The sequence below is a fragment of the Kribbella amoyensis genome, assembly GCF_007828865.1.
Lineage (GTDB): Bacteria > Actinomycetota > Actinomycetes > Propionibacteriales > Kribbellaceae > Kribbella > Kribbella amoyensis.
In genome coordinates this window covers 4,640,598-4,662,279 of record NZ_VIVK01000001.1, presented here as the reverse complement: position 1 = coordinate 4,662,279, position 21,682 = coordinate 4,640,598, and the positions used below count along the sequence as shown (strand labels likewise).

Below are 21,682 nucleotides of genomic sequence, written 5' to 3'. Positions count from 1 at the left end.
CCTTGGGCTGAAGGGGATCCGGCTCAGCCGGGGACCGGTGGCGGCTTGAGCTCAGCGGAGCCGAGGGCGTCCCGGAGCACCTGGATCGACGGGTCGCCCGGCCGGAGCTCGGTCGCGCCGACCGGGTCGAAGTCGGTCTCGTTCCAGTAGACCAGCGCCTTCACCTGACCGAACGCGGCCAGCTGGGTCGCCATCATCGCGAACACCGCCTTGCGCTTGGTCTCGCCGAGGTGCCGGTCGACGCCCCACTCCCCCAGCATGATCGGCTTGTCCGGATGCCGTTTGCTCGCCCAGGTGTAGAAGCCGGGCCAGGCCGGATAGCTCTTCTGGACCCGGTCGATCGCCCGGCCGAGACCGGTGGCCCACTCCGGATCGGAGCCGAAGATGTACGGGTCCTCGGCGATCCAGTCGACCACGTCGTCGCCCGGGTACAGGTCCTCGAACCACGGCTGCGAACCCCAGTGCGGCGTCCCCATGTAGTTCATCACCGTGATCGCGTTGGTCACTCCCTGGGAGCGCAGCCGCTCGACCACGTGCCGGTACATCGCGGCGTAGTCCTTCGCCGTGTACCCCGAACCAGGTGCCGGGACGACCTCTTCCTCGGGCTCGTGGTGGATCGTGAGGAAGAACTTCTCCGGGAACGTGGTCTTCAAGTACTGCGCCTCGGCGTCGATCGCCTGGTCCACCTCGGGATCACCGGCGGCGACCTGGGCCCAGGTGCGGCCCATCTCGGGCTTCCAGTTCAGCAGCAGGATCCGCTTCTTCCCCGGTTCGCGGGCGCGCTTGATCATCTCCGCGGTGGGGAACAGCTTGGGGCTCGCGTTGTAGTAGTGCGCGATGTCCACCGTCCGGCCGAGCGCGGCCTCGAACGCGGGCAGCGCCTCGTCCCAGGACTCGTCACCGAGCGGGTTCGCCGCGACACCGAACCACACACCGCACGACGGTACGAGGATCGCGGACACGGTGCACCCGGCCGCGCTCTTCCCGGGCGTCGGCCGATCCGGTGCGGAGCTGGGCCCCGCGACCGATGGTTTGCCGCCCGACGACTTCCCGCCGTCGGACACGATCGCGCAGCTCACCAGCGCAAGAACGACCGCAGCGGCGATCACCGCTGCGGTCGTCAGCCAGCGGCCCCATCGGGGCCCTCCGGCCGGGAAACGCACGCTCATCTGGAGATGTTACTCCGCGCGCCTCCCGAACCGGAGCAGTCCGGATGGCCGGATATCGCCTAGTTCAGGCGACGGGCCAGCGGTCCGCTGTCCAGGACCTCCTGGGCGGCGGACCTGGCACCACTGGACGAGTCCAGCCGGGTCTCGCCGACCGGGTCGAAGTCGGTCTCGTTCCAGTAGACCAGCGCCTTGATGGCCGGCCGCTTGGCCAGTCCGTCGTGCACCGTGCGGAGCATGTCGGCCTTGTTCTTGCCGAACATGGTCTGCTCGTCGACGCCCCACTCACCCAGCATGATCGGCTTGCCCGGGTGCTTGGTGGTGGCCCAGGTGTAGAAACCCGGCCAGTTCGGGTTGGTGTAGGTGTCGGTCCGGTTCACGGCCTGGCCGAAGTCGGTCCACCAGTTCGCCGAGTCACCGAAGATGTACGGGTCCTCCGCGATCCAGTCGACCACGTCGTCACCCGGGTACAGGTCGTTGAACCACGGCTGCGAACCCCAGTGCGGGGTGCCCATGTAGTTCATCACGAACACCGCGTTGGTGACGCCCTTGGCCTTCAGCCGCAGCGCCACGTGCCGGTACATCGCCGCGTAGTCCTTGGCCGTGTAGCCCGAGCCGGCGGCCGGGCGGACCTCGTCCTCCGGCTCGTGGTGGATGCCGAGGAAGAACTTCTCCGGGAACGTGGTCTTCAGGTACTCCGCCTCGGCGTCGATCGCCTTGTCCACTTCCGCGTCACCGGCGGCCACCTGGGCCCAGGTGCGGCCCATCTCCGGCTTCCAGTTCAGCAGCAGCATCCGCTTCTTGCCGGGCTCCCGGGCGCGCTTGATCATCTCCGCGGTCGGGAACAGCTTCGGGCTGGAGTTGTAGTAGTGCGCGATGTCGACGGTCCGGCCGATGGTCGACTCGAACGTCGGCAGCGCCTGGTCCCAGGACTCGCTGCCGAGCGGGTTCGCCGCCGCACCGAACCAGGCGCCGCAGGACGGCACCAGCTTCTCGGACACCGTGCACCCGGGACCGGCCGTCGGGGTCGACGTCGGCGCCGTAGTAGTCGGGGTGACCGTCGGTTTGGGGGTCGTGGTGGTCGGCGTGGACGTCGGCTGCGTCGTGGTCGGCGTCGTCGTCGGCTTGGTGGTCGTCGGCGTCGACGTCGGGGCCGTGGTCGGCGGCTTGGTCGGCGACGTCGTGGTCGTCGGCGCCGAGGTCGGCGTGGACGGCTGCGGGGAGCCGCCGCCCTTGACGTAGCTGATCTCCAGCTTCGACTGCTTCACGCCGGACTCGCGGGCACCGAACACGGCACCGCCCCGGCCGACCGGCTGGGTGATGGCGAGGTTCAGCGTGCCGGCCTGGGTCACCGCCGCGGACACGTCGATGCGCAGCTGCGCCGACCTGCCGTCGTCGTCAGCCGTCGTGACGGTCGCACCCGGGGTCGGCGCGGTCGCCGCGGTGACGCTCTCGGTCCAGCCGCCCGGCGCCTTGGAGACGCGGATCTTGCTCGGGTTGCTGGTGGTGAGCCGGTTCAGGACCAGGGTGGCCTTGCGGCTGTAGCCGTCCGCCACCGCGGGCACGGAGTACCGGACGAAGCTGGTCGACTCACCCTGCTTGACCACGAGGCGGGTGGACCAGCCGTGGCGCTGGGTCGGCGACTTGGTGGAGACGTACGCGTCGGCGGTCGGGTTCACGCCGACCGGGGCCGGATCCTGGGTGGGCGTCAGGGCGGCCACGCCCAGCCCGGCGGTGGTGATCAGCAGGCTCACGCCGGCGACGATCGGGACGATCGTGCGACGGCCGGCCTTGGCGACCGGCTCGTTCAGTGCGTCGGAGGGAACGGCAGCGCGATGTCGTGCGTGCCGACGGGAAAAGGCATCCCCCATGAGGGGCAAGTCCTTCCTGCACGCCTGTGAGGTTAGCTGTCGGGCTCGGATCGGAAGTGTTACCCGGCCGCGGGGGTGCGGCTTCGCCCCAAGGACCGGCCGTGGGCGTGGCCGGTCCGGAGAACCTGTGGTTTCCCCACTTCCGCCCTCGGATGCCATTGAGGGGTCACCGGCCCGGAGGGCGGAACTCGGCGTTGCGAGCCGGCGGAGTACTCGGTCTGCTGGCCGCCCCCAGGCCGGTCCAGGCGCGGGTGAGCTTACGCAGGTCCGCGCGCGGGCCTCAAGACATCGGACGGCGCCCTTAACATCACTCTCGGTAGCCGATTTACCCAGCGTTACATCACAGCTGGATAACGGCCCCGAAAGTGACGCAGCGTCGACCATGTCCGGGTATGCGGACACCGAGGGCAACTATTCGAACTTGCTCCGAGGTCGAGATCCGCCGACTCTTTACATCACACCGGGCCTGTCGCGAACCTTTCCACCACTGCTCAAACGCTTGCTTCGCAAGGGTTTCCGCTACGACCGGGCCAACCGGCGTCGCGCGTGCGAGACCGCCAGGCCGTCGATGATCCGGCCCGCGGCGTCGACCGCCGCGGCCACTTGCAGGCTGTCACGACGATTCTCCTCCGCCGAGACCGCGTGCCCCTCGGGGTCGGCGAGCACGGCACTCAGCGCCGTCTCGAACGAGGACCGATCCTCACAGAGTGTGACCAGGCCCAGCTTTCCCATCCGGCGGGAGAACTCCTGCTGGTGCTGGTCGATGTGCTCGCCGAGCAGCGGGTCACGCGGCACCACGATCGGCTTGCGGCCCTGCCGGCGGACCTCGAGCATCGTGGCCGGACCGCCGTGGCTGACCACGGCGGTCGCCTGCCGCATCCGGTCCTGCAACTCGGTCCAGGCGATGATGCCGACGCCCTTGGCCCGGCGCGGTGGCATGCTCCCGCCGTACTGGACCAGGGCGCGCAGCGACTCGTGACCGGGCTGCTCCAGGTAGTCGTCCAGCCAGCCGATCAACCGGTCGAACCGATGGTGATCCGTGCCCAGGATGACCAGGACATCGAGCTGGTCGGCGTTCTCGGCGGGCATCACAGCAACCTCCCGACCACGGTGGAATCGGCGTACAGCTCCTGCTGCTCGTCCCACTGGACGAGCATCCGGCTGGTGAACGGTTTGCACAGCCGCGCGGTCAGCGGGGCGTGGTCGATCCGGTCGAAGACCTCGATGTAGACGGTCGGGATCCGGCCGAGCTTGCCGAGCACGAAGAACGGCAGCGCGACCCCGGCGCCGGTGGTGACGATGACGTCCGGCCGTTCCCGGGCCAGCACCCGGACCGCGAGCACCGCGTTGCGGACCAGGTTCTTCAGGCTGCGCGTCGTCGGGTGGTACGCGTACACCGTGCGCTGGCCGGCCAGCAGCGACTTGCCGTCCTCGGTCGCGAAGGTCACCCAGCACACGTCGCGCTGCGACCACCACGGCCGCAACGTCATCAGCTGGGCCAGGTGACCGCCGCTGGAACACACCATCAGGACCCGGGTCGACGCCGCCAGCTCGTCGTCGGTCTGCGGGGACTCGAGAGTCGTCATCGTGCCTCGTTCACCATGCCGGCGCCGACCGTCCGGTTCGTCGCCTCGTCGATCAGCACGAACCCGCCGGTGGACCGGTTCCGCTTGTACTCGTCGCACAACAGCGGCTGGGTGGTCCGCAACCGGATCCGGCCGATGTCGTTCAGGCCGAGGTGGTCCGCGGCCATGTCCCGGTGCAGGGAGTTCACGTCGAGCCGGTACTGCAGGTCCTTCACCATCGCCCGGGCCGACCGGGTGGTGTGCTTGATCGCGAACTTCTGGCCCGGGCGCAGCGGCGCGTCGTCCATCCAGCAGACCATCGCGTCCACGTCCTGGGTGACCGTCGGGGCGTTGTTGACCCGGCAGATCATGTCGCCGCGGGAGACGTCGATCTCGTCGGTCAGCCGGATCGTCACCGACATCGCCGGGAACGCCTCCTCGACCGGGCCGTCGGCGGTCTCGATTGACCGGATCGTCGTACTGAACCCGGACGGCAGCACCATCACCTCGTCCCCGGCCCGCAGCACCCCGCCGGCCACCTGACCGGCGTACCCGCGGTAGTCGCGGTGGGTGTCCGACTGCGGCCGGATCACGTACTGGACCGGGAACCTGACGTCGATGAGGTTGCGGTCGCTGGCCACGTGCACGTGCTCGAGGTGGTGCAGCAGGCTCGGCCCCTCGTACCAGTCCATCCGCTCGGACCGGGTGACGATGTTGTCGCCGACCAGCGCGGACACCGGGATCACGGTCAGGTCCCCGATGTCCAGCTTGGCCGCGAACTGGGTGAAGTCCGCGCGGATCGCCTCGAACACGTCCTCGGCGTACCCGACCAGGTCCATCTTGTTGACGCACAGCACCAGGTGCGGCACGTGCAACAGGGTGGCCAGGAACGCGTGCCGCCGGCTCTGCTCCAGCAGGCCCTTGCGCGCGTCGACCAGGATCAGCGCCAGGTCCGCGGTGGAGGCGCCGGTGACCATGTTCCGGGTGTACTGGATGTGGCCCGGGGTGTCCGCGACGATGAACTTGCGCCGTGGTGTCGCGAAGTACCGGTACGCGACGTCGATCGTGATGCCCTGTTCGCGTTCGGCCCGCAGGCCGTCGGTCAGCAGGGCCAGGTTCACGTAGTCGTCGCCGCGGTCCCGGCTGGCCCGCTCCACCGACTCGATCTGGTCGGTGAACACCGACTTGGTGTCGTACAGCAGCCGGCCGATCAGGGTGCTCTTGCCGTCGTCGACGGATCCGGCCGTCGCCAGTCTGAGGATGTCCACGATCAGAAGTACCCTTCGCGCTTGCGATCTTCCATCGCGGCCTCGCTGAACTTGTCGTCGCCCCGGGTGGCGCCGCGCTCGGTGATCCGGGTACTCGCCACCTCCGCGATCACCTTGTCCACCGTGTCCGCGTCCGACCGGACCGCCGCTGTCAGCGACGCGTCCCCCACCGTCCGGTACCGCACGGTTGCCGTGAACGTCTCCTCGTCACCGCGCGGCCGGCAGTACTCGTTGGCCGCGAAGAGCATCCCGTTCCGCTCGAACACCTCGCGCTCGTGCGCGTAGTAGATCGACGGCAGCTCCAGCCGTTCCCGGGCGACGTACTGCCAGATGTCCAGCTCGGTCCAGTTCGACAGCGGGAAGACCCGGATGCTCTCGCCCAGGTGGATCCGGCTGTTGTACAGGTTCCACAGCTCGGGCCGCTGGTTCTTCGGGTCCCACTGGCCGAACTCGTCGCGGAACGAGAACACCCGCTCCTTCGCCCGCGCCTTGTCCTCGTCCCGCCGGGCCCCGCCGAACACCGCGGTGAACTGGTGCTTGTCCAGCGCCTCCAACAGGACCGGGGTCTGGATCCGGTTCCGGGTCCCGTCCGGCGGCGCCTGCACCACGCCCCGCTCCAGCGCGTCCGGCACACTCGCCACCACCAGCTGGACCCCGAGCTCGGCGACCCGCCGGTCCCGGAACTCCAGGACCTCGGCGAAGTTGTGTCCGGTGTCGACGTGCATCACCGGGAACGGGATCCGGGCCGGGTGGAACGCCTTCTGCGCCAGCCGGAGCATCACGATCGAGTCCTTGCCGCCGGAGAACAGCAACACCGGCCGCTCGAACTCGGCCGCCACCTCGCGGAAGATGTAGATCGCCTCGGACTCCAGCGTCTCCAGCTGGCTCAGTTGGTAGCTGCGGCTCATCGGGATCCCACCTCCTCGGCGATGTGTTTGCCAATGGCAAGCAAAAGGTCGGTGGCGAACTCCGGCCGGCAGACCAGCAGGTCCGGCAGGGTCGGGTCCGGCTGGTTGTACCGCAGCGGCGACCCGTCGATCCGGCTGCAGAACAACCCGGCGGCGCGGGCGACCGCGACCGGCGCGGCCGAGTCCCACTCGAACTGGCCGCCCGCGTGGACGTACGCGTCCACCTCGCCCCGCAGGACCGCGGTCGCCTTGACGCCCGCCGATCCCATCGGGACCAGCTCCGCGTCCAGGTCGGCCGCGAGGCTCTCCACCAGCGCGGGCGGCCTGGTCCGGCTCACCGCGATCCGCAGCCGGTCGTCGTGCTGCCGTGGTTGGAGCCACGGTTCGTTGGTGTCGTGCACGATGCGCTGGGCGGGCAACGAGACGGCACCGGCCGCCAGCTCCCCGTCCTCCCAGAGCGCTACGTGCACGGCCCAGTCGACCCGCGGCCTCTCGCCGTACTCGCGGGTGCCGTCGAGCGGATCGATGATCCACACGCGCCGGGCGGTCGTCCTCGCCGCGCTGTCCACGGACTCCTCGCTCAGGACCGCGTCGTCAGGCCGACGCTCCCGGAGTCCGCCGATCAGCAGATCGTTCGACAGCTCGTCGCCCTGGGCCCCCAGCTCGCGGCCGGACAACCCGGTCGCGCGCAACTCGAGCAACAGGTCCCCCGCCGCGACAGCCAGTTCAACGGCGAGCAGGCCGTCTTGTCTCGTCGCCATCCATCCCCCTCCGTCAAATCCCCCCGAGCCGGCCGACTGCTGTCGCCGGGCCCGTCGTCGCTGTTCCCCAACAGCGACTAGTACGCGCCGGAACCCTTCAGCACCGCGCGCGCCGTCTTCCACAGGATCAGCAGGTCCAGCGTCATCGACCAGTTGTCGACGTACCGCAGGTCCAGCAGCACCGAGTCGTCCCAGGACAGGTCGCTGCGTCCGCTCACCTGCCACAACCCCGTCAGCCCCGGCTTGACCAGCATCCGCCGGGTGTCGTCGGCGGCGTACTTGGCCACCTCGCTCTCCAGCGGTGGCCGCGGCCCGACCAGCGACATCTCCCCACGCAACACGTTGAGCAACTGCGGCAACTCGTCCAGCGAGTACCGCCGCAGGAAGCCGCCGACCTTGGTCACCCGCGGGTCGGACCGGAGCTTGAACAGCACCGTGTTCCCGTCGCTGTGCGGGGTCAGGTCGGCCAGTCGCGCCTCCGCGTCGACGACCATCGTGCGGAACTTGAACATCGTGAACGTCGTGTTCCCCCGGCCGACCCGGCGTTGCCGGAACAGCACGGGACCCCGGCTGGTCAGCCGCACGGCGAGCGCGAGTCCCAGCAGCAACGGCAACGCCAGCGTCACCAGGATCAGCGCCATCACGCGGTCGAAGACGTTCTTCAGCAGATGCGGCCCGGCACTGGCCGACGGCCGTTCCAGGTGCAGCAACGACAGCCCGGCGACCGGGCGGACCGAGATCCGCGGGCCGGCCACCTCGATGATGCCGGGCGACACGATCAGCTCGACACCCTGCTGCTCCAGCGCCCAGGACAACCGGCGCAGCGACTGCCCGGACAACTCGGGGTCGGCCGCGATCGCGACCACGTCCACCGAGTGCCGGTTCACCGCGGCCATGATGTCGGCCTCGTCCAGGCTGTCCGGCGGGTTCGCCGTGCCGGGCCGGATGTCACCCCGCGGCCGGCACACCGCGACCACCCGGTACCCGTCGGCGGGCCGCTTCTCCAGCCGCTCCCGCAGCGTCGCCGCCTCGCCGTTTCGGCCGACGACGAGCACCCGGCGCATACAGCGGCCGCGGTACCGGTGCCGGCTCAGGTCACGGCGCAGTCCGTACCGCAGCAGCAGCGCGATCACGACCGTGACCGGGATCGCCAGCACGACGAAGCCGCGCGCGATCTCGCTCTTGGTCGCGTACGACACGATCGCCACCACCGCGGTCAGCCCGACCCCGGACCGCAGGATCGAGCGGAACTCCTCGGCCCCGGACCCGAACGACCGGGACTCGTACCCGCGCGCCAGCCCCACCGCGGCCACCCAGGCCAGCGGCAGCAGACTGCCGAACACCAGGTACCCCGCGCCGACCTGGTAGCCGAACCTGGTCAGGAGCGCCACCGACGCCCCGATCACCGCGGCCAGCAGGTCACCGCCGATCGCGGCCCACCGGTACACCGCCACCCACGGCGGCTGCGTCACCCACGTCGACCGCGGAACGATGGCCGGCACCGTGTCCGGTACCACCCAGACCGGCCGCCGCCGATCCGCCAGGTCCGCCTCGCCCGAAGAGCCGGCCTGTGTCGCGTTTTCCCCCACGACGGCACTATCCGTCACCCTCAGTCACCCCCCGGTGAACTCCGTACCCCGTCTCCCCCGGGTACGGTTTCCCGCCTGTTCGCCGCCCCGACAGCGGCAGTTCAGCCGAGAGTACTACGCACGTTCCATGTGGGATAGCAGAAACGAACGTTCGGCCGCAGCCGATCCGGAACGCACGAAGGGCCGACCCGCAATGGGTCGGCCCCGCGAGGAATCCGTTGCTGTCAGCCCGCGATCAGACCGTCACCGCTGATCAGCTCACGCATCTCGGCCAGGCTGCTGTCACCCGGCGGCAGGATCGCGTCGGAGTCGTGCAGTTCGTCGTCCGGCACCCGCTCGCCGGAGCGGACGAAGGTCAGCAACGCGGCGAAGGCGGTCCGGAAACCGTCCTCGTCGCCGGCCGAGACGGCCTTCTCCAGGTCGGTGTCCACCGCGTTCAGCTCCTCGAGCTTCTCGTCGGCGAGCCGCCACTGGCCCTCACCCATGATGCGAACGATCATCGAACGTCTCCGTCCTGCGGTCGAGCCGGCTGAGCCTCCGGCGTGGCCTGCTGCGCGGGCTGCTGCACCTGAGCGGCGCCCGGGGTGTCGCCGGCCAGCTCCTTGGGGGTGCTGGGACCGGACAGCTGGGCCTTCATCGCGGCCAGCTCGCTCTCGACGTCGGAGTTGGACGACATCCGCTCCAGCTCGAGGGTGATGCTGTCCTTGCTGGTCCCGGTGGCGTCGTCGAGCGCGCCGGAGGCGAGCAGCTCGTCGATCGCGCCGGCCCGGGCCTGCATCTGCTGGGTCTTGTCCTCGGCCCGCTGGACCGCCAGACCGACGTCGCTCATCTCCTCGGAGATCCCGGAGAAGGCCTCGTTGATCCGGGTCTGCGCCTCGGCCGCGGTGTAGGTGGCCTTGATCGTCTCCTTGCGGGTCCGGAACGACTCCACCTTCGCCTGCAGCCGCTGGGACGCGAGGGTGAGCTTCTCCTCCTCACCCTGCAGCTGGGCGTGCTGGGCGGTCAGGTCGTCGATCTGGCCCTGCAGGCCGGACTTGCGGGTCAGGGCCTCGCGGGCGAGGTCCTCCCGGCCCACCGAGAGCGCCTTCTGGGCCTGGTCCTGCAGCTTCTGCGACTGGGACTGCAACTGCGACGCCTGCAGTTCCACCCGCTTCCGGCTGGTGGCCACGTCGGCCACACCACGGCGTACCTTCTGCAACAGTTCCAGTTGCTTCTGATACGAGTAGTCAAGGGTTTCGCGAGGATCTTCGGCCTTGTCCAAAGCTGTGTTCGCCTTGGCCTTGAAGATCGTCGACATCCGCTTGAAGATGCTCATCGATATCCGTACCCCTTCTGTGCCGGCGAGTGGACCCGGCGTGCGTGTCAACCACCCTATGTCCCCATGGGTCACCACACCATCAGGACCGGCCCCGATAAAGTGGTGCAAAGGTCCGGGGACCACCCCGAGTGACCAGGCAGGCCCCGACCGCGCAGCACAGCCCGAATGAGGTTCAGACCCCGTGTTCCGTCGTACCAAGTCTGAGACATCGCCCGCACCGGCCGAACCGGCCCCCCAACCGAAGCCGGGCGGCAAGGGTCGCCCGACCCCCAGCCGCAAGGAGGCCGAGGCGGCCCGCAAGGCCACGTTCAAGAAGCCGCGGAACCGCAAGGAGGCCGCGGCGCTGCGGCGCGAGAAGGTCCGCACCGAGCGGGCCAAGATGCAGGACGCCATGCGCACCGGCGACGACCGGTACCTGCCCGCCGCCGACAAGGGCCCGGTCCGCCGGTTCGCCCGCGACTACGTCGACGCCCGCTGGTCGGTGATGGAGTTCGCGCTGCCGGTGCTGCTGGTCGTCTCGCTGCTCGGCGTCGTCTTCTCCGGCGTCTTCACCTGGCTGCCGGCGGTGGTCAACCTGCTCTTCCTGGTGATGATCGCCGCGATCGCGCTGGACTGGCTGATCCTGACCAGCGGCCTGAAGAAGTCGGTCACCGCCAAGTTCCCGAAGGAGTCCCCGAAGGGCATCGGCTTCTACGCCGTCCGGCGCACCATGCAGATGCGCCGCTGGCGGTTGCCGAAGCCGATGGTCGCCCGCGGCGAGAAGCCGGCCTGACCCACGCCGGCCCCGACACCACAGCCGCCGTGCCCCCACCGGCACCACGGACACCTACTGGGGACCGCGCACCACTCGCCCGGGACTTCGGACACCCAATTGCATGGTCACGGTCCCCATAATTTGTTCACGGCCAGCCGCGATACCAGTCATGGTGGCTCCGGACCCCACCAACCCGGCGTCTTCGGACACCATCCAGGGACCTCGGACATCAAAGAACGTGTCCGAGGTTCCCAGTAGGTGTCCGAGGTTCCCAGTAGGTGTCCGCGGTCCCGCATGGTGTCCGCGGTCCCCGCTTGGTGTCCGCGGGCCCCGCTAGGTGTTCACGGGTGCTCGGAGTGGCGGGTTGGGTCGGGTCGTGGGCGGTGGGGTCGGACCGCGCGGGTTCGGAGGGCTTGTGGGGGTGGTGGGAAGTAGGGTCGGTCCATGGACTTCCGTTATCTCGGGAACAGTGGACTGAAGGTCAGCGAGATCTCCTACGGGAACTGGCTGACGCACGGATCGCAGGTGGAGAACGAGCAGGCCGCGGCCTGTGTGCGGGCCGCGCTCGAGGCCGGCATCACCACGTTCGACACCGCGGACACGTACGCGAACACCGCCGCGGAGAGTGTGCTCGGCGAGGCGCTGGCGGGTGAGCGCCGGGAGTCGCTGGAGATCCTCACCAAGGTGTACTGGCCGACCGGCCCGGGCGGGCCCAACGACACCGGGCTGTCCCGCAAGCACCTCCACGAGTCGATCAACGCGTCGCTGAAGCGGCTCCGGACCGACTACGTCGACGTGTACCAGGCCCACCGGTACGACACCGAGACGCCGCTCGAGGAGACGATGGAGGCGTTCGCCGACGTCGTCCGGGCCGGCAAGGCGCTGTACATCGGCGTGTCGGAGTGGACCGCCGACCAGCTCCGCGAGGGGCACCGGCTGGCCCGCGAGCTGCGCTTCCCGTTCGTCTCGAACCAGCCGCAGTACAGCATGCTCTGGCGGGTGATCGAGCCCGAGGTGGTACCGGTCTCGGAGGAGCTCGGGATCGGCCAGGTGGTGTTCTCGCCGATCGGCCAGGGCGTGCTCACCGGGAAGTACAAGCCGGGCGAGCAGCCGCCGGCCGGGTCCCGCGCGACCGACGAGAAGGGCGGCGCGAACTTCATCAAGCGGTACCTCACCGACGACGTGCTGACCCGGGTCCAGGAGCTCCGGCCGGTCGCCGACGAGGCCGGGCTGAGCCTGTCCCAGCTGGCCGTCGCCTGGGTCCTGCAGAACCCGAACGTCTCCTCCGCCATCATCGGCGCGTCCCGGCCCGAGCAGGTCGCCGAGAACGTCAAGGCGGCCGGCGTGAAGCTCGAGGAGAGCGCGCTGAAGCAGATCGACGAGATCCTCGGCGGCGTCGTCGAGCGGGATCCGGCCAAGACCGCGCAGAACGCGCCGACGACCCGGCCGGGCTCGTGAGCTGGACGTGGCGGTTCGAGACCGCCGCCGGTGAGCCGGCCGATCCTGGCGACCTCGGCGGCGCCGAGTTCTCCGCCCAGGGCGACGCCGAGAGCTGGCTCGGGGAGATCTGGCGGGAGCTGGCCGACCAGGGCGTCGGCCAGGTGTACCTGATCGAGGACGACCGCGAGGTCTACGGCCCGATGAGCCTGGCCGCGCCCGAGTAGCACCCAAGGCCGACAGCCCGTACTGCGAACCGCGCGCCGCCGCGGCCCGCGGTACGGGCTCGGTGTTGTGGGCTGTCGCACGTTCGCAGGGCCGGGCCGGGTCCGGGTGGATCGCTGAGCGGTAAGCTGCGCTCGAACCACTGCCGTGTCACAGGGAAGCCGGTCCGAATCCGGCGCTGACCCGCAACCGTAGGCCGCGCACCGTCGCGGCGAGCCGGAACACTGCGGCACCAGGCAGCAGGCTCACCTACCCGCCGAGGTCCGCGGGAGGAGCCGGCCCGTGCCTCCGTGTCATGGTGCCCTCCTCCGTCGGGCCCGGCCCGATCGAGGACACGAGATGACTGCACACCGGACCGTACGACTGGTCCTCAGCCTGCTGGCGGGTCTCCTGCTGGCTGGGACCGTCACCACCACCGCGCATGCCGAGGACGGCTACCGCTTCTGGGGCTACTACCAGTGGACGAACGGCCAGTGGGCCTTCGCCCAGAAGGGGTCCGAGGCCGTCGTCCCCGCCGACGGCGCCGTCGAGGGCTGGCGGTACGCCCTGGGCGGTACGAAGCCGCGGGTACCGCGGGCGGCCGGCGACTTCGCCGCGATCTGCGGCCCGACCCCGGCCGAGTCCGGCAAGAAGCGGGTGGCCGTCGTCGTCGACCCGGGGACCCCGGAGGACGCCCCGGCCGGTGCGACCCCGAAGGCGGCGACCGGGACCTGTGTCGTCACCGACCCGGCCGCGACCGGTGCCAAGATCCTGGCCGCGATCGAGCCGGTCCGGATCGAGAAGGGCCTGAGCTGTGGCATCGGCGGCTACCCGGCCCAGGGCTGCGGTGAGCCGGTGAAGAACATCAAGGTCCCGGCCACCGACGCGCCGGTCCAGCTGCAGGTCGGCGCCGCGGTCGGTTCCACCGCCAAGCCGGCCACCGACAACCCGGCCCAGACCGAGGACAGCGGTACGCCGTGGGCGGGCATCGTGATCGCCGCGCTCGTGGTGCTGGTCCTGGCCGGAGGCGGCGTCGTGGTCGCCCGGCGTCGCGCGAGTCAGCAGGGCTGAGTGCGCTCCGTCCACCAGCCGACCGTCCCCCGGGCCCTGCACCCGGGGGCCTGGTGGCTGTGGGCGATCGGGCTGGCCGTGGCCGCCAGCCGGACCCGGAACCCGGTACTGCTGATCCTCATCCTGGCCGTGGCCGGCTTCGTCGTCGCGGCCCGCCGGAGCAACGCGCCCTGGGCGAACAGCTACCTGGCGTTCCTCAAGCTCGGTCTGGTCGTGATCGGGGTGCGGATCGTCCTGCAGGCGTTGCTGTCCACGCGTTCGCAGGGGAACGCGGTGCTGTTCACGCTGCCGCTGATTCCCTTGCCGGACTGGGCGAACGGGGTCAAGCTCGGCGGTGAGGTGACCGCCGAGGCGTTGCTGACCGCTCTGTACGACGGCCTCCAGCTCGCCGTCATGCTGTGTTGTATCGGCGCCGCCAACGCCCTGGCGAGTCCGCGCCGGCTGCTCAAGTCGTTGCCTGGGGCCCTTTATGAGATGGGTGTCGCCTGCGTGGTCGCGCTGACGTTCGCGCCGCAGCTCGTCATCGACGCCAGGCGGATCCGCGCGGCCAGGCGGCTGCGTGGCCGGACCCGGGGATCCTTCCGGACCACGGCGATCCCGGTCCTGGAGGGCGCGCTCGACCGGTCCGTCGAACTGGCCGCGGCGATGGACTCCCGCGGGTACGGCCGGACCGCGCACGTCCCGCGCCGGCAGCGTCGGATCACCGGGACCTCGGTCCTGCTCGGGCTGCTCGGCATCATGCTCGGCGTGTACTCGCTGCTCACCGACGCGATGGCCGGTCCGCTCGCCGCCGGCTTCCTGGTCCTCGGTCTGCTGCTGGCGACGGGCGCGCTGGCCGTGGGCCGGCAACGGGTGACCCGGACCAGGTACCGGCCCGATCCGTGGGCGTTGCCCGAATGGCTGGTCAGCGCGTCCGGGGCGGCGGTCGCGGCGACGATGATCATCGCCTCCGCCCGCGGCGTCGAAGGCCTGTACCTGGCCGGCCCGCTGGTGATCCCGCCCGTACCGGTCCTCCCGGTCCTCGGCCTGTTGCTCGGCCTCGCCCCGGCGGTCGCCGCCCCTCCGCTGACCCCCCGACGGGAGCTGGTACCGGCATGATCGAGTTCAACCGGGTGACGATGACGTACGACGGCGCGGACCGGCCCGCGTTCCGCGACGTCAGTTTCACCGTGCCCGAAGGGGAACTGGCGCTGGTGATCGGCCGGACCGGCTCGGGCAAGTCCACCCTGTTGCGCGCGATCCACGGGCTGGTCCCGCACTTCACCGGCGGCACCCTGGCCGGCCGGGTCCTGGTGGCCGGCCGTGACACCCGCGAGCACCGGCCGCGGGACCTGGCGGACGTGGTCGGCATCGTCGGGCAGGACCCGATGGCCGGCTTCGTCACCGACACGGTCGAGGAAGAGCTGGCGTACAGCATGGAGTCGATCGGCATCGCGGCCGACGTGATGCGCCGCCGCGTGGAGGAGACGCTCGACCTGCTCGGACTGGCCGAGGTCCGGGACCGCCCGCTCACCTCGCTCTCCGGCGGACAACGGCAACGGACCGCGATCGGCGCGGCGCTCACGTCCCACCCGGCTGTCCTGGTCCTCGACGAACCGACGTCAGCGCTCGACCCGCAAGCGGCCGAGGAGGTCCTCGCGGCGTTGCAGCGGCTGGTGCACGACCTGGGCGTCACGGTGATCATGGCCGAACACCGCCTCGAGCGCGTGATCCAGTACGCCGACCGCGTGATCGAGGTCCCTGGTGGGAGCGAGCCGGTGTCGACCGGCTTGCCCGCCGACCTGATGGTCACCGCGCCCGTCGCCCCGCCGGTGGTCGAGCTCGGCCGCCTGGCCGGCTGGTCCCCGCTCCCCCTGTCGGTCCGGGACGCCCGGCGCGCCGCCGGTGCGCTGCGGGACCAGCTCGATGGGACCACGCCGCCGCAGCGGGTCGCGGCCGCCGGTACCGAACTTGCCAAGTGCAACGACCTGGTCGTTGGCTACGGCAACGTCCTGGCGTTGCGCGGGGTGTCGCTGAGCCTGCGGTCCGGCGAGATCGTCGCGCTGATGGGCCGCAACGGCGCCGGCAAGTCCACGCTGCTGAACGCGCTGGTCGGCCTGGTCCAGCCGCGCTCCGGCAAGGTCACGGCCTCCGGACTGGACCCGCGCCGGACGAAGCCCGCGCAGCTGGTCAAGGCGGTCGGTCTGGTCCCCCAGGAGCCGGCCGACCTCCTGTACGCCGCCACCGTGGCGGGCGAATGTGCGGCCGCCGACGCGGACTTCCAGGTCACCCCCGGGCGCTGCCGGTCGCTGCTGGACCGGCTCGCACCGGACATCGACGACCAGCTGCATCCGCGGGACCTCTCCGAGGGACAGCGGCTCTGTCTGGCGTTGGCCGTGGTCCTCTGCGGCGCTCCCCCGCTGCTGCTGCTCGACGAGCCGACGCGCGGCCTGGACTACGGCGCCAAACGACGACTCGTCGCGATCCTGCGCGAGCTCGCCGCCGAGGGCCACGCGATCGTGTTGTCGACGCACGACGTGGAGCTGGTGGCCGAGGTCGCGACCCGGGTGCTGGTCCTGGCCGAGGGCGACCTGGTCAGCGACGGCGAGACCGCGACCGTGATCGCCGGCTCCCCCGCGTTCGCGCCGCAGGTGGCGAAGATCCTGGCCCCGTTGCCGTTCCTCACCGTCGGCGAAGTGGAGACCGCATTGGAACGCGCGTCGTGAGACTCGTCCAGCTCAAGCCCCGGAGTACGGCGACGCTGATCCTGGCGTCGCTGGTCGGCGTACTCGCCTTCGGCTGGCCGCTGCTGTGGCAGACCTCGCAGGCGGGTGAGTCGGCGATCGGACACACGACGGACGCGCCGTGGTTGTTCGTGCTGCTGCTGCCGTTGCTGGTGGCCGTCGTCCTCGCCGAGCTGGCCGAGTCGGGCATCGACGCGAAGACGATCTCGCTGCTCGGGATGCTCGCCGCCGTCGGCGCAGCGTTGCGGGCGCTCGGACCGGGGACCGCGGGACTCGAGCCCGGGTTCTTCTTGCTGGTGCTGGCCGGCCGGGCGTTCGGGGCCGGGTTCGGGTTCGTGCTGGGGTCGGTGTCGTTGCTGGCGGGCGCGCTGATCAGCGGTGGCGTGGGACCGTGGATGCCGTTCCAGATGTTCGCCTGCGCCTGGGTCGGGTGTTTCGCGGGGCTGCTTCCCCGGATCGGCGGGTGGCTCGAGATCCAGGTACTCGCGCTGTACTCGCTGGTGGCGGGGATCGGGTACGGACTGGTGATGAACCTGTGGTTCTGGCCGTACGCGACCTTCGGCAGCGACTTCTCCTTCATCCCGGGCGACTCCCTGGCCGAGAACCTCCACCGGTACGTCCTCTTCGTCATCGCCACATCACTCGGCTGGGACATCCCGCGCGGCATCCTCTGCGCGACCCTCGTGCTGCTGCTGGGCAAGCCGGTCCTCGCCGCCTTCCGGAGGACGGCGCGCAAGGCCGCGTTCGACGTACCGGTGGTGTTCGACCGCGGGAGGGCCGATGGCTGACCTGGTGACGGGACCCGACGGCGCCGTGGTCGACGGCGTACTCCGCCTCGGGGTCGAGGGGACCGTCGGCGCCGCGGGGTACGAGGTCCGCAGTACGGCGACACCCGAGGGCCTCAGGTACGACGTGCGCACGCCAGACGGGAGCCTGGTCTCGTGGACGGCGCCCGGTCTCGGGGATCAACGGACCCTCGTCCTCGGCGGAGCCCGCTCGGGCAAGTCGACCGAAGCCGAGCGCCTTCTCGCCGGGCACCCGGACACCTTGTACGTCGCGACCGGTGGTGACGGGTCGGCCGATCCGGAGTGGGCCGACCGGATCGCGATCCACCGGGCCCGTCGCCCGTCGACGTGGGGGCTGGCCGAGACCATCGACCTGGTGCCGTTGCTCGCGGAACCGGGGCCGCCGTTGCTGATCGACTGCCTGACGCTCTGGCTCGCCCGGACGATGGACGCCGCCGAGGTCTGGACGGACCACGGCCGGGTCGTGATGGTGGAGCGGGCGATCGACGAACTCGGCACCGCCTGGTCCGTGACTCCACGCAAGGTGGTGGCCGTGAGCAACGAAGTGGGCACCGGCATCGTCCCGCCCGACCCCGGCACCCGCCTCTACCGGGACCTGATGGGCCGCCTCAACACCACCATCGCCCACCACTCGACCACGGTCCTCTGGTGCGTGGCCGGCCGGGTGACCACCCTGTGAACCGGATCCTCACCACTCACCAACCTCGCCCGGGCTGCCTCTCCCGCGTCGCCGAGTGCGCGGCACACCCTGGCCGCGCAGGGTTGATGAGTGCTGCACGTCCGCACGCGGGTGACGGGCGTGCGTGGCGAGCGGGGTGACGGCGTGACGGGCGTGGGTGACGGACTGCGGTTGGCGTTCGGCACGTTGACCGTTCTGCCGGCGCCGATGCCGACCCGGGTCGACCGGCGGGTGGCCGGGTGGGCGATGGTGCTGGCTCCCGTGGTGGGGTTGGTGCTCGGGGCGATCGCGGCCGCGGTGGTCGGCCTGGTTCAGCTGGTGAAGCCGGACGCGGAGCTGCTGGCCGCGGTCCTCGGGATCGTCACGCTGGTGGTGTTGTCCGGGGCGCTGCATCTCGACGGGCTGGCGGACTTCGCCGACGCGCTCGGTAGCCGGCGGGATCGCGAGACGATGCTGCGGATCATGAAGCAGAGCGACATCGGCCCGTTCGGGGTGATCGCGATCTTCGCCGTCCTGCTGATCGACGTCGCCGCGCTGACCACCTGCCTTCAAGCCGGCTTCGGCTGGCAGGCGATCCTGATCGCGACCACGGCCAGCCGACTCACCCTCGCTTGGTCCTGCCGCACCACGATCCCCACCGCCCGCCCCGACGGCCTCGGCGCCCTCGTAGCTTCCACGGTCCGCCCGGCCACTGCGGTAGTCGTCACCGTCCTCGCCGTCTTGGCCGCCCTCAACCTGACCTGGCTGACCTCGCTCGTCGGTGACGGCACCCATCTGCGGACGATGATCGGCGCGCCCCTCGTTGTGCTGGCTGCGGTTGCCGCCGGCATCGCGGTCACCCGCAAGGCCCGCAGCTCCCTCGGCGGCATCACCGGCGACACCCTCGGTACTGCAGTGGAGATCGCCCTCCCCACGGCGCTTCTCGCCCTCGCCCTCATCGCCTGAACTCGGCCGCTCTCCGCAACTATCTCGGTACAGCGAGTGGGATCAGTCCACCGTGCAGGCGGGTCTGGTGCCACTGGGGCTGTTGGTGCATTACTGTCGCGGCGAGCGTCCTGGTGGGCAGGACCACGCGGAACGGCGAGGGCGGATGACGATCACGAGCAGGGCCGGCGCGGGCTCAGCGCCCGCCGACCACTCGGTGTGGACCTTCGGATCCGTTATCTTTATGTAATGAACGCAACCCGCCCAGCACCTGGCTCACAGGCTTCGCTCCGCGAAGCCAATCGTGAGCGTGTCCTGGGGGTTGTCCGGCAGCACGGACCGCTCACCCAGGTCGAGATCGCTGCCGCCTCCGGGCTCTCCGCCGCGACCGTGTCGAACATGGTGAAGGAGCTCGACCAGGCCGGCCTGGTCGGCCTGGCCCGCAGCATCCGCAACGGCCGCCGCGCCGTCCTGGTGTCGCTGGCCTCGGGCGGCGGACTGCTGGCCGGCGTCGCGTTCGGCGAGCGGGACGTCCGCGTCGCGATCGCGTCCGAGAGCCGCGAGATCCTCGCCCAGCAACTGATGCCGCTGCAGGCCGACCACGTCGCCGACGAGGGGATGGAGCGGGCCGCCCGGCTGCTCGCCGACCTCGCCGAGACCGTCGGCCAGGGCGTCGAGGACATCAGCGGCGTCGGCTTCGGCCTACCCACCCCGGTCGACTCGGTCAGCGGCCAGGCCGGGTCCGACACCGTACTGCCCGGCTGGCGCGGAGTGAACGTCGCCGAGGCGATGTCCGGGTACGTCAACGCGCCCGTCGGCCTCGACAACACCGCGAACCTGGCCGCCCTCGGCGAACTCCGCAGCGGCGCCCTGCGCGGCGTCCAGCACGGCTGCTACCTGAAGTTCTCGTACGGCGTGGGCGCGGGCCTGGTGCTCGGCGGCGAGGTGTTCCGCGGGTCCGCCGGGACGGCCGGCGAGATCGGCCACCTCACCATCGACGAGAACGGGCCGATCTGCCGCTGCGGCAACCGCGGCTGCCTGGACACGTTCGTCGGATCCCGCGCGTTGATCGGTTCGCTCGCGGCTTCGCACGGACCGCTGCGGCTGCGTGACGTGATCACCAAGGCGCTGGCCGGGGATCTCGGCTGCCGCCGGGTGATCGAGGACGCCGGCCGCCGGGTCGGGCTCGCGGTCGCCGGCCTGGTGAACCTGGTCAACCCCGAGGTGATCGTGGTCGGCGGCAAGATGGCCGAGGCGGGCGACCTGGTGATGGCCCCGTTGCGCGAGGCCCTGGACCGGTGCGCGATCCCGAGCGCGGCCGCCTCGGTCGAACTGCGGCCCGCCGAGCTGGGCGACGAGGCCGACGTCCTCGGCGCCATCCAGCTGGCGTCCACGCTCTCCCACGCCCAGGCGGCCCGCGGCTGACCGACCTTCCGAGACGCAGGTGTTACCGCAATATGTCTATTTCTTGAATTCAAGTCTTGACGCCAAGCCTGGACCCGGCTTGACTCTGCTCAGGCCTACTCGGGCTTCCACGTCAAGGAGTCACCGCATGTCCGTCACACCAACCCGTCTCGTCGGCCTCGGCATCGCCGTCTCGGCCCTCGCACTCTCCCTGGTCGCCTGTGGGTCCGGCGACTCCGGTTCGGCCGGCAGCGGCTCGGGCGGCAAGAAGGTCGCCCTGCTCCTGCCCGAGTCCAAGACCACCCGGTACGAGGCCCTCGACCGGCCGCTGTTCACCGAGGCGCTGAAGACCGCCTGCGCCGACTGCGAACTGATCTACAGCAACGCCGACCAGGACGCCGCCAAGCAACAGCAGCAGGCCGAGGCCGCGCTGACCCAGGGCGCCAACGTCCTCGTCCTGGACCCGGTCGACGGCAAGGCGGCCTCCGCGGTCGTTGCCTCGGCCAAGAGCCAGAACGTCCCGGTGGTCGCGTACGACCGGTTCATCGAGGGCGCGAACTACTACGTGTCGTTCGAGAACGAGGCCGTCGGCAAGCTCCAGGCGCAGACCCTGGTGGACCTGCTGAAGGCGGCCGGCAAGACGTCGGGCAACCTGGCCATGATCAACGGCTCGCCGACCGACCCGAACGCGGCCGACTTCAAGAAGGGCGCGCACAGCGTGCTCGACGGCAGTGGTTTCAAGATCGCGGCCGAGTTCGACACCCCGGACTGGAGCCCGGACAAGGCGCAGGCCTGGATGGAGGGCCAGCTCAGCGCGATCAAGAACGGCCTGGTCGGTGTGTACGCCGCGAACGACGGCACCGCCGGTGGCGCGATCGCGGCCCTGAAGGGTGGCGGCGTGAAGCCGCTGCCGCCGGTCACCGGGCAGGACTCCGAGCTGGCCGCGATCCAGCGGATCGTCGCCGGCGACCAGGCGATGACCATCTACAAGGCCGTGAAGCCGGAGGCGGAGGCGGCCGCCAAGGGGGCGGTCGCGCTGGCGAACGGCGGCAAGCCCGAGGCCACCGGCGACAAGGAGGGTGTGCCGGCCACGATTCTCGATCCGGTCGCCGTGACCAAGGACAACATCAACGACACTGTGGTGAAGGACGAGCTCTACAAGGTGTCCGACATCTGCACCGCGTCGTTCGCGACCGCCTGCGCAGCCGCCGGCCTCAAGTAAAGCCCTGTTCCG

Annotated in this window: 21 protein-coding genes and 1 riboswitch; of the genes, 11 read left to right on the top strand and 10 right to left on the bottom strand. The window is 70.5% G+C overall.

The annotated features are described in order from the left end of the window. Positions 1 to 23: 23 nt before the first annotated feature. The 10 genes from FB561_RS21960 to FB561_RS21915 all read right to left on the bottom strand — a co-directional run bounded on the left by FB561_RS21960 (position 24) and on the right by FB561_RS21915 (position 10,443). Positions 24 to 1,169 (bottom strand): glycoside hydrolase family 26 protein, encoded by a 1,146-nt coding sequence (locus tag FB561_RS21960; protein WP_145809676.1) that lies wholly within the window; start codon positions 1,167 to 1,169, stop codon positions 24 to 26. 59 nt (positions 1,170 to 1,228) lie between these two features. Further along, positions 1,229 to 3,037, bottom strand: coding sequence for a CBM96 family carbohydrate-binding protein (locus FB561_RS21955; protein ID WP_145809674.1), 1,809 nt, complete (start codon positions 3,035 to 3,037; stop codon positions 1,229 to 1,231). Positions 3,038 to 3,044: 7 nt separating this feature from the next. Next, positions 3,045 to 3,241: riboswitch (cyclic di-AMP (ydaO/yuaA leader) on the bottom strand. A gap of 315 nt (positions 3,242 to 3,556) precedes the next feature. Then, the gene (locus FB561_RS21950) at positions 3,557 to 4,126 is read right to left on the bottom strand and encodes a glycosyltransferase (RefSeq protein WP_145809672.1); all 570 of its coding nucleotides are present in this window, start codon (positions 4,124 to 4,126) and stop codon (positions 3,557 to 3,559) included. After that, positions 4,126 to 4,623 carry a PssD/Cps14F family polysaccharide biosynthesis glycosyltransferase gene (pssD, locus tag FB561_RS21945; RefSeq protein ID WP_145809670.1) on the bottom strand — a complete coding sequence of 166 codons (498 nt, stop codon included), beginning with the start codon at positions 4,621 to 4,623 and terminating at the stop codon, positions 4,126 to 4,128. The genes FB561_RS21950 and pssD overlap by 1 nt, the downstream gene beginning before the upstream one ends. Beyond that, on the bottom strand, positions 4,620 to 5,864 hold the full coding sequence (cysN, locus tag FB561_RS21940; RefSeq protein WP_238335189.1) for a sulfate adenylyltransferase subunit CysN: 1,245 nt from the start codon (positions 5,862 to 5,864) through the stop codon (positions 4,620 to 4,622). The genes pssD and cysN overlap by 4 nt, the downstream gene beginning before the upstream one ends. Before the next feature lie 8 nt (positions 5,865 to 5,872). Beyond that, on the bottom strand, positions 5,873 to 6,778 hold the full coding sequence (cysD, locus tag FB561_RS21935) for a sulfate adenylyltransferase subunit CysD (protein WP_145809666.1): 906 nt from the start codon (positions 6,776 to 6,778) through the stop codon (positions 5,873 to 5,875). Next, positions 6,775 to 7,539, bottom strand: coding sequence for a 3'(2'),5'-bisphosphate nucleotidase CysQ (locus FB561_RS21930; RefSeq protein ID WP_145809664.1), 765 nt, complete (start codon positions 7,537 to 7,539; stop codon positions 6,775 to 6,777). The genes cysD and FB561_RS21930 overlap by 4 nt, the downstream gene beginning before the upstream one ends. Before the next feature lie 77 nt (positions 7,540 to 7,616). Further along, positions 7,617 to 9,128 carry a sugar transferase gene (locus tag FB561_RS21925; protein ID WP_238334963.1) on the bottom strand — a complete coding sequence of 504 codons (1,512 nt, stop codon included), beginning with the start codon at positions 9,126 to 9,128 and terminating at the stop codon, positions 7,617 to 7,619. A gap of 224 nt (positions 9,129 to 9,352) precedes the next feature. Further along, positions 9,353 to 9,628, bottom strand: a complete 276-nt coding sequence (pspAA, locus tag FB561_RS21920) for a PspA-associated protein PspAA (protein ID WP_145809660.1) — start codon at positions 9,626 to 9,628, stop codon at positions 9,353 to 9,355. After that, positions 9,625 to 10,443: a PspA/IM30 family protein gene (locus FB561_RS21915; RefSeq protein ID WP_145809658.1), complete on the bottom strand. Its 819-nt coding sequence runs from the start codon at positions 10,441 to 10,443 to the stop codon at positions 9,625 to 9,627. Before FB561_RS21915 ends, pspAA begins: the two co-directional genes overlap by 4 nt. A 184-nt stretch (positions 10,444 to 10,627) precedes the next feature. Here FB561_RS21915 and FB561_RS21910 point away from each other — a divergent pair, with 184 nt between their 5' ends. The 11 genes from FB561_RS21910 to FB561_RS21860 all read left to right on the top strand — a co-directional run bounded on the left by FB561_RS21910 (position 10,628) and on the right by FB561_RS21860 (position 21,670). Further along, on the top strand, positions 10,628 to 11,218 hold the full coding sequence (locus FB561_RS21910) for a DUF3043 domain-containing protein (protein ID WP_145809656.1): 591 nt from the start codon (positions 10,628 to 10,630) through the stop codon (positions 11,216 to 11,218). A 426-nt stretch (positions 11,219 to 11,644) separates the two neighbouring features. After that, on the top strand, positions 11,645 to 12,658 hold the full coding sequence (locus tag FB561_RS21905) for an aldo/keto reductase family protein (protein WP_145809654.1): 1,014 nt from the start codon (positions 11,645 to 11,647) through the stop codon (positions 12,656 to 12,658). Next, positions 12,655 to 12,864 carry a hypothetical protein gene (locus tag FB561_RS21900; RefSeq protein ID WP_145809652.1) on the top strand — a complete coding sequence of 70 codons (210 nt, stop codon included), beginning with the start codon at positions 12,655 to 12,657 and terminating at the stop codon, positions 12,862 to 12,864. The genes FB561_RS21905 and FB561_RS21900 overlap by 4 nt, the downstream gene beginning before the upstream one ends. A 337-nt stretch (positions 12,865 to 13,201) precedes the next feature. Continuing rightward, positions 13,202 to 13,912 (top strand): SCO2322 family protein, encoded by a 711-nt coding sequence (locus tag FB561_RS21895; RefSeq protein ID WP_145809650.1) that lies wholly within the window; start codon positions 13,202 to 13,204, stop codon positions 13,910 to 13,912. Continuing rightward, entirely contained in the window at positions 13,913 to 15,010 is a 1,098-nt protein-coding gene (locus FB561_RS21890; RefSeq protein ID WP_145809648.1) for a CbiQ family ECF transporter T component, read from the top strand. After that, entirely contained in the window at positions 15,007 to 16,617 is a 1,611-nt protein-coding gene (locus FB561_RS21885; protein ID WP_145809646.1) for an ABC transporter ATP-binding protein, read from the top strand. The genes FB561_RS21890 and FB561_RS21885 overlap by 4 nt, the downstream gene beginning before the upstream one ends. Further along, positions 16,614 to 17,423, top strand: coding sequence for an ECF transporter S component family protein (locus tag FB561_RS21880; protein ID WP_145809644.1), 810 nt, complete (start codon positions 16,614 to 16,616; stop codon positions 17,421 to 17,423). The genes FB561_RS21885 and FB561_RS21880 overlap by 4 nt, the downstream gene beginning before the upstream one ends. Next, on the top strand, positions 17,416 to 18,120 hold the full coding sequence (locus FB561_RS21875) for a bifunctional adenosylcobinamide kinase/adenosylcobinamide-phosphate guanylyltransferase (RefSeq protein WP_145809642.1): 705 nt from the start codon (positions 17,416 to 17,418) through the stop codon (positions 18,118 to 18,120). Before FB561_RS21880 ends, FB561_RS21875 begins: the two co-directional genes overlap by 8 nt. Positions 18,121 to 18,210: 90 nt before the next feature. Beyond that, positions 18,211 to 19,065, top strand: coding sequence for an adenosylcobinamide-GDP ribazoletransferase (locus FB561_RS21870; protein WP_238334962.1), 855 nt, complete (start codon positions 18,211 to 18,213; stop codon positions 19,063 to 19,065). Between the two features lie 228 nt (positions 19,066 to 19,293). Further along, a complete protein-coding gene (locus tag FB561_RS21865; RefSeq protein ID WP_145809640.1) occupies positions 19,294 to 20,469 on the top strand; it encodes an ROK family transcriptional regulator in 1,176 nt (391 codons plus the stop codon). A gap of 127 nt (positions 20,470 to 20,596) precedes the next feature. Next, positions 20,597 to 21,670 carry a substrate-binding domain-containing protein gene (locus tag FB561_RS21860; RefSeq protein ID WP_145809638.1) on the top strand — a complete coding sequence of 358 codons (1,074 nt, stop codon included), beginning with the start codon at positions 20,597 to 20,599 and terminating at the stop codon, positions 21,668 to 21,670. Positions 21,671 to 21,682 lie beyond the last annotated feature (12 nt).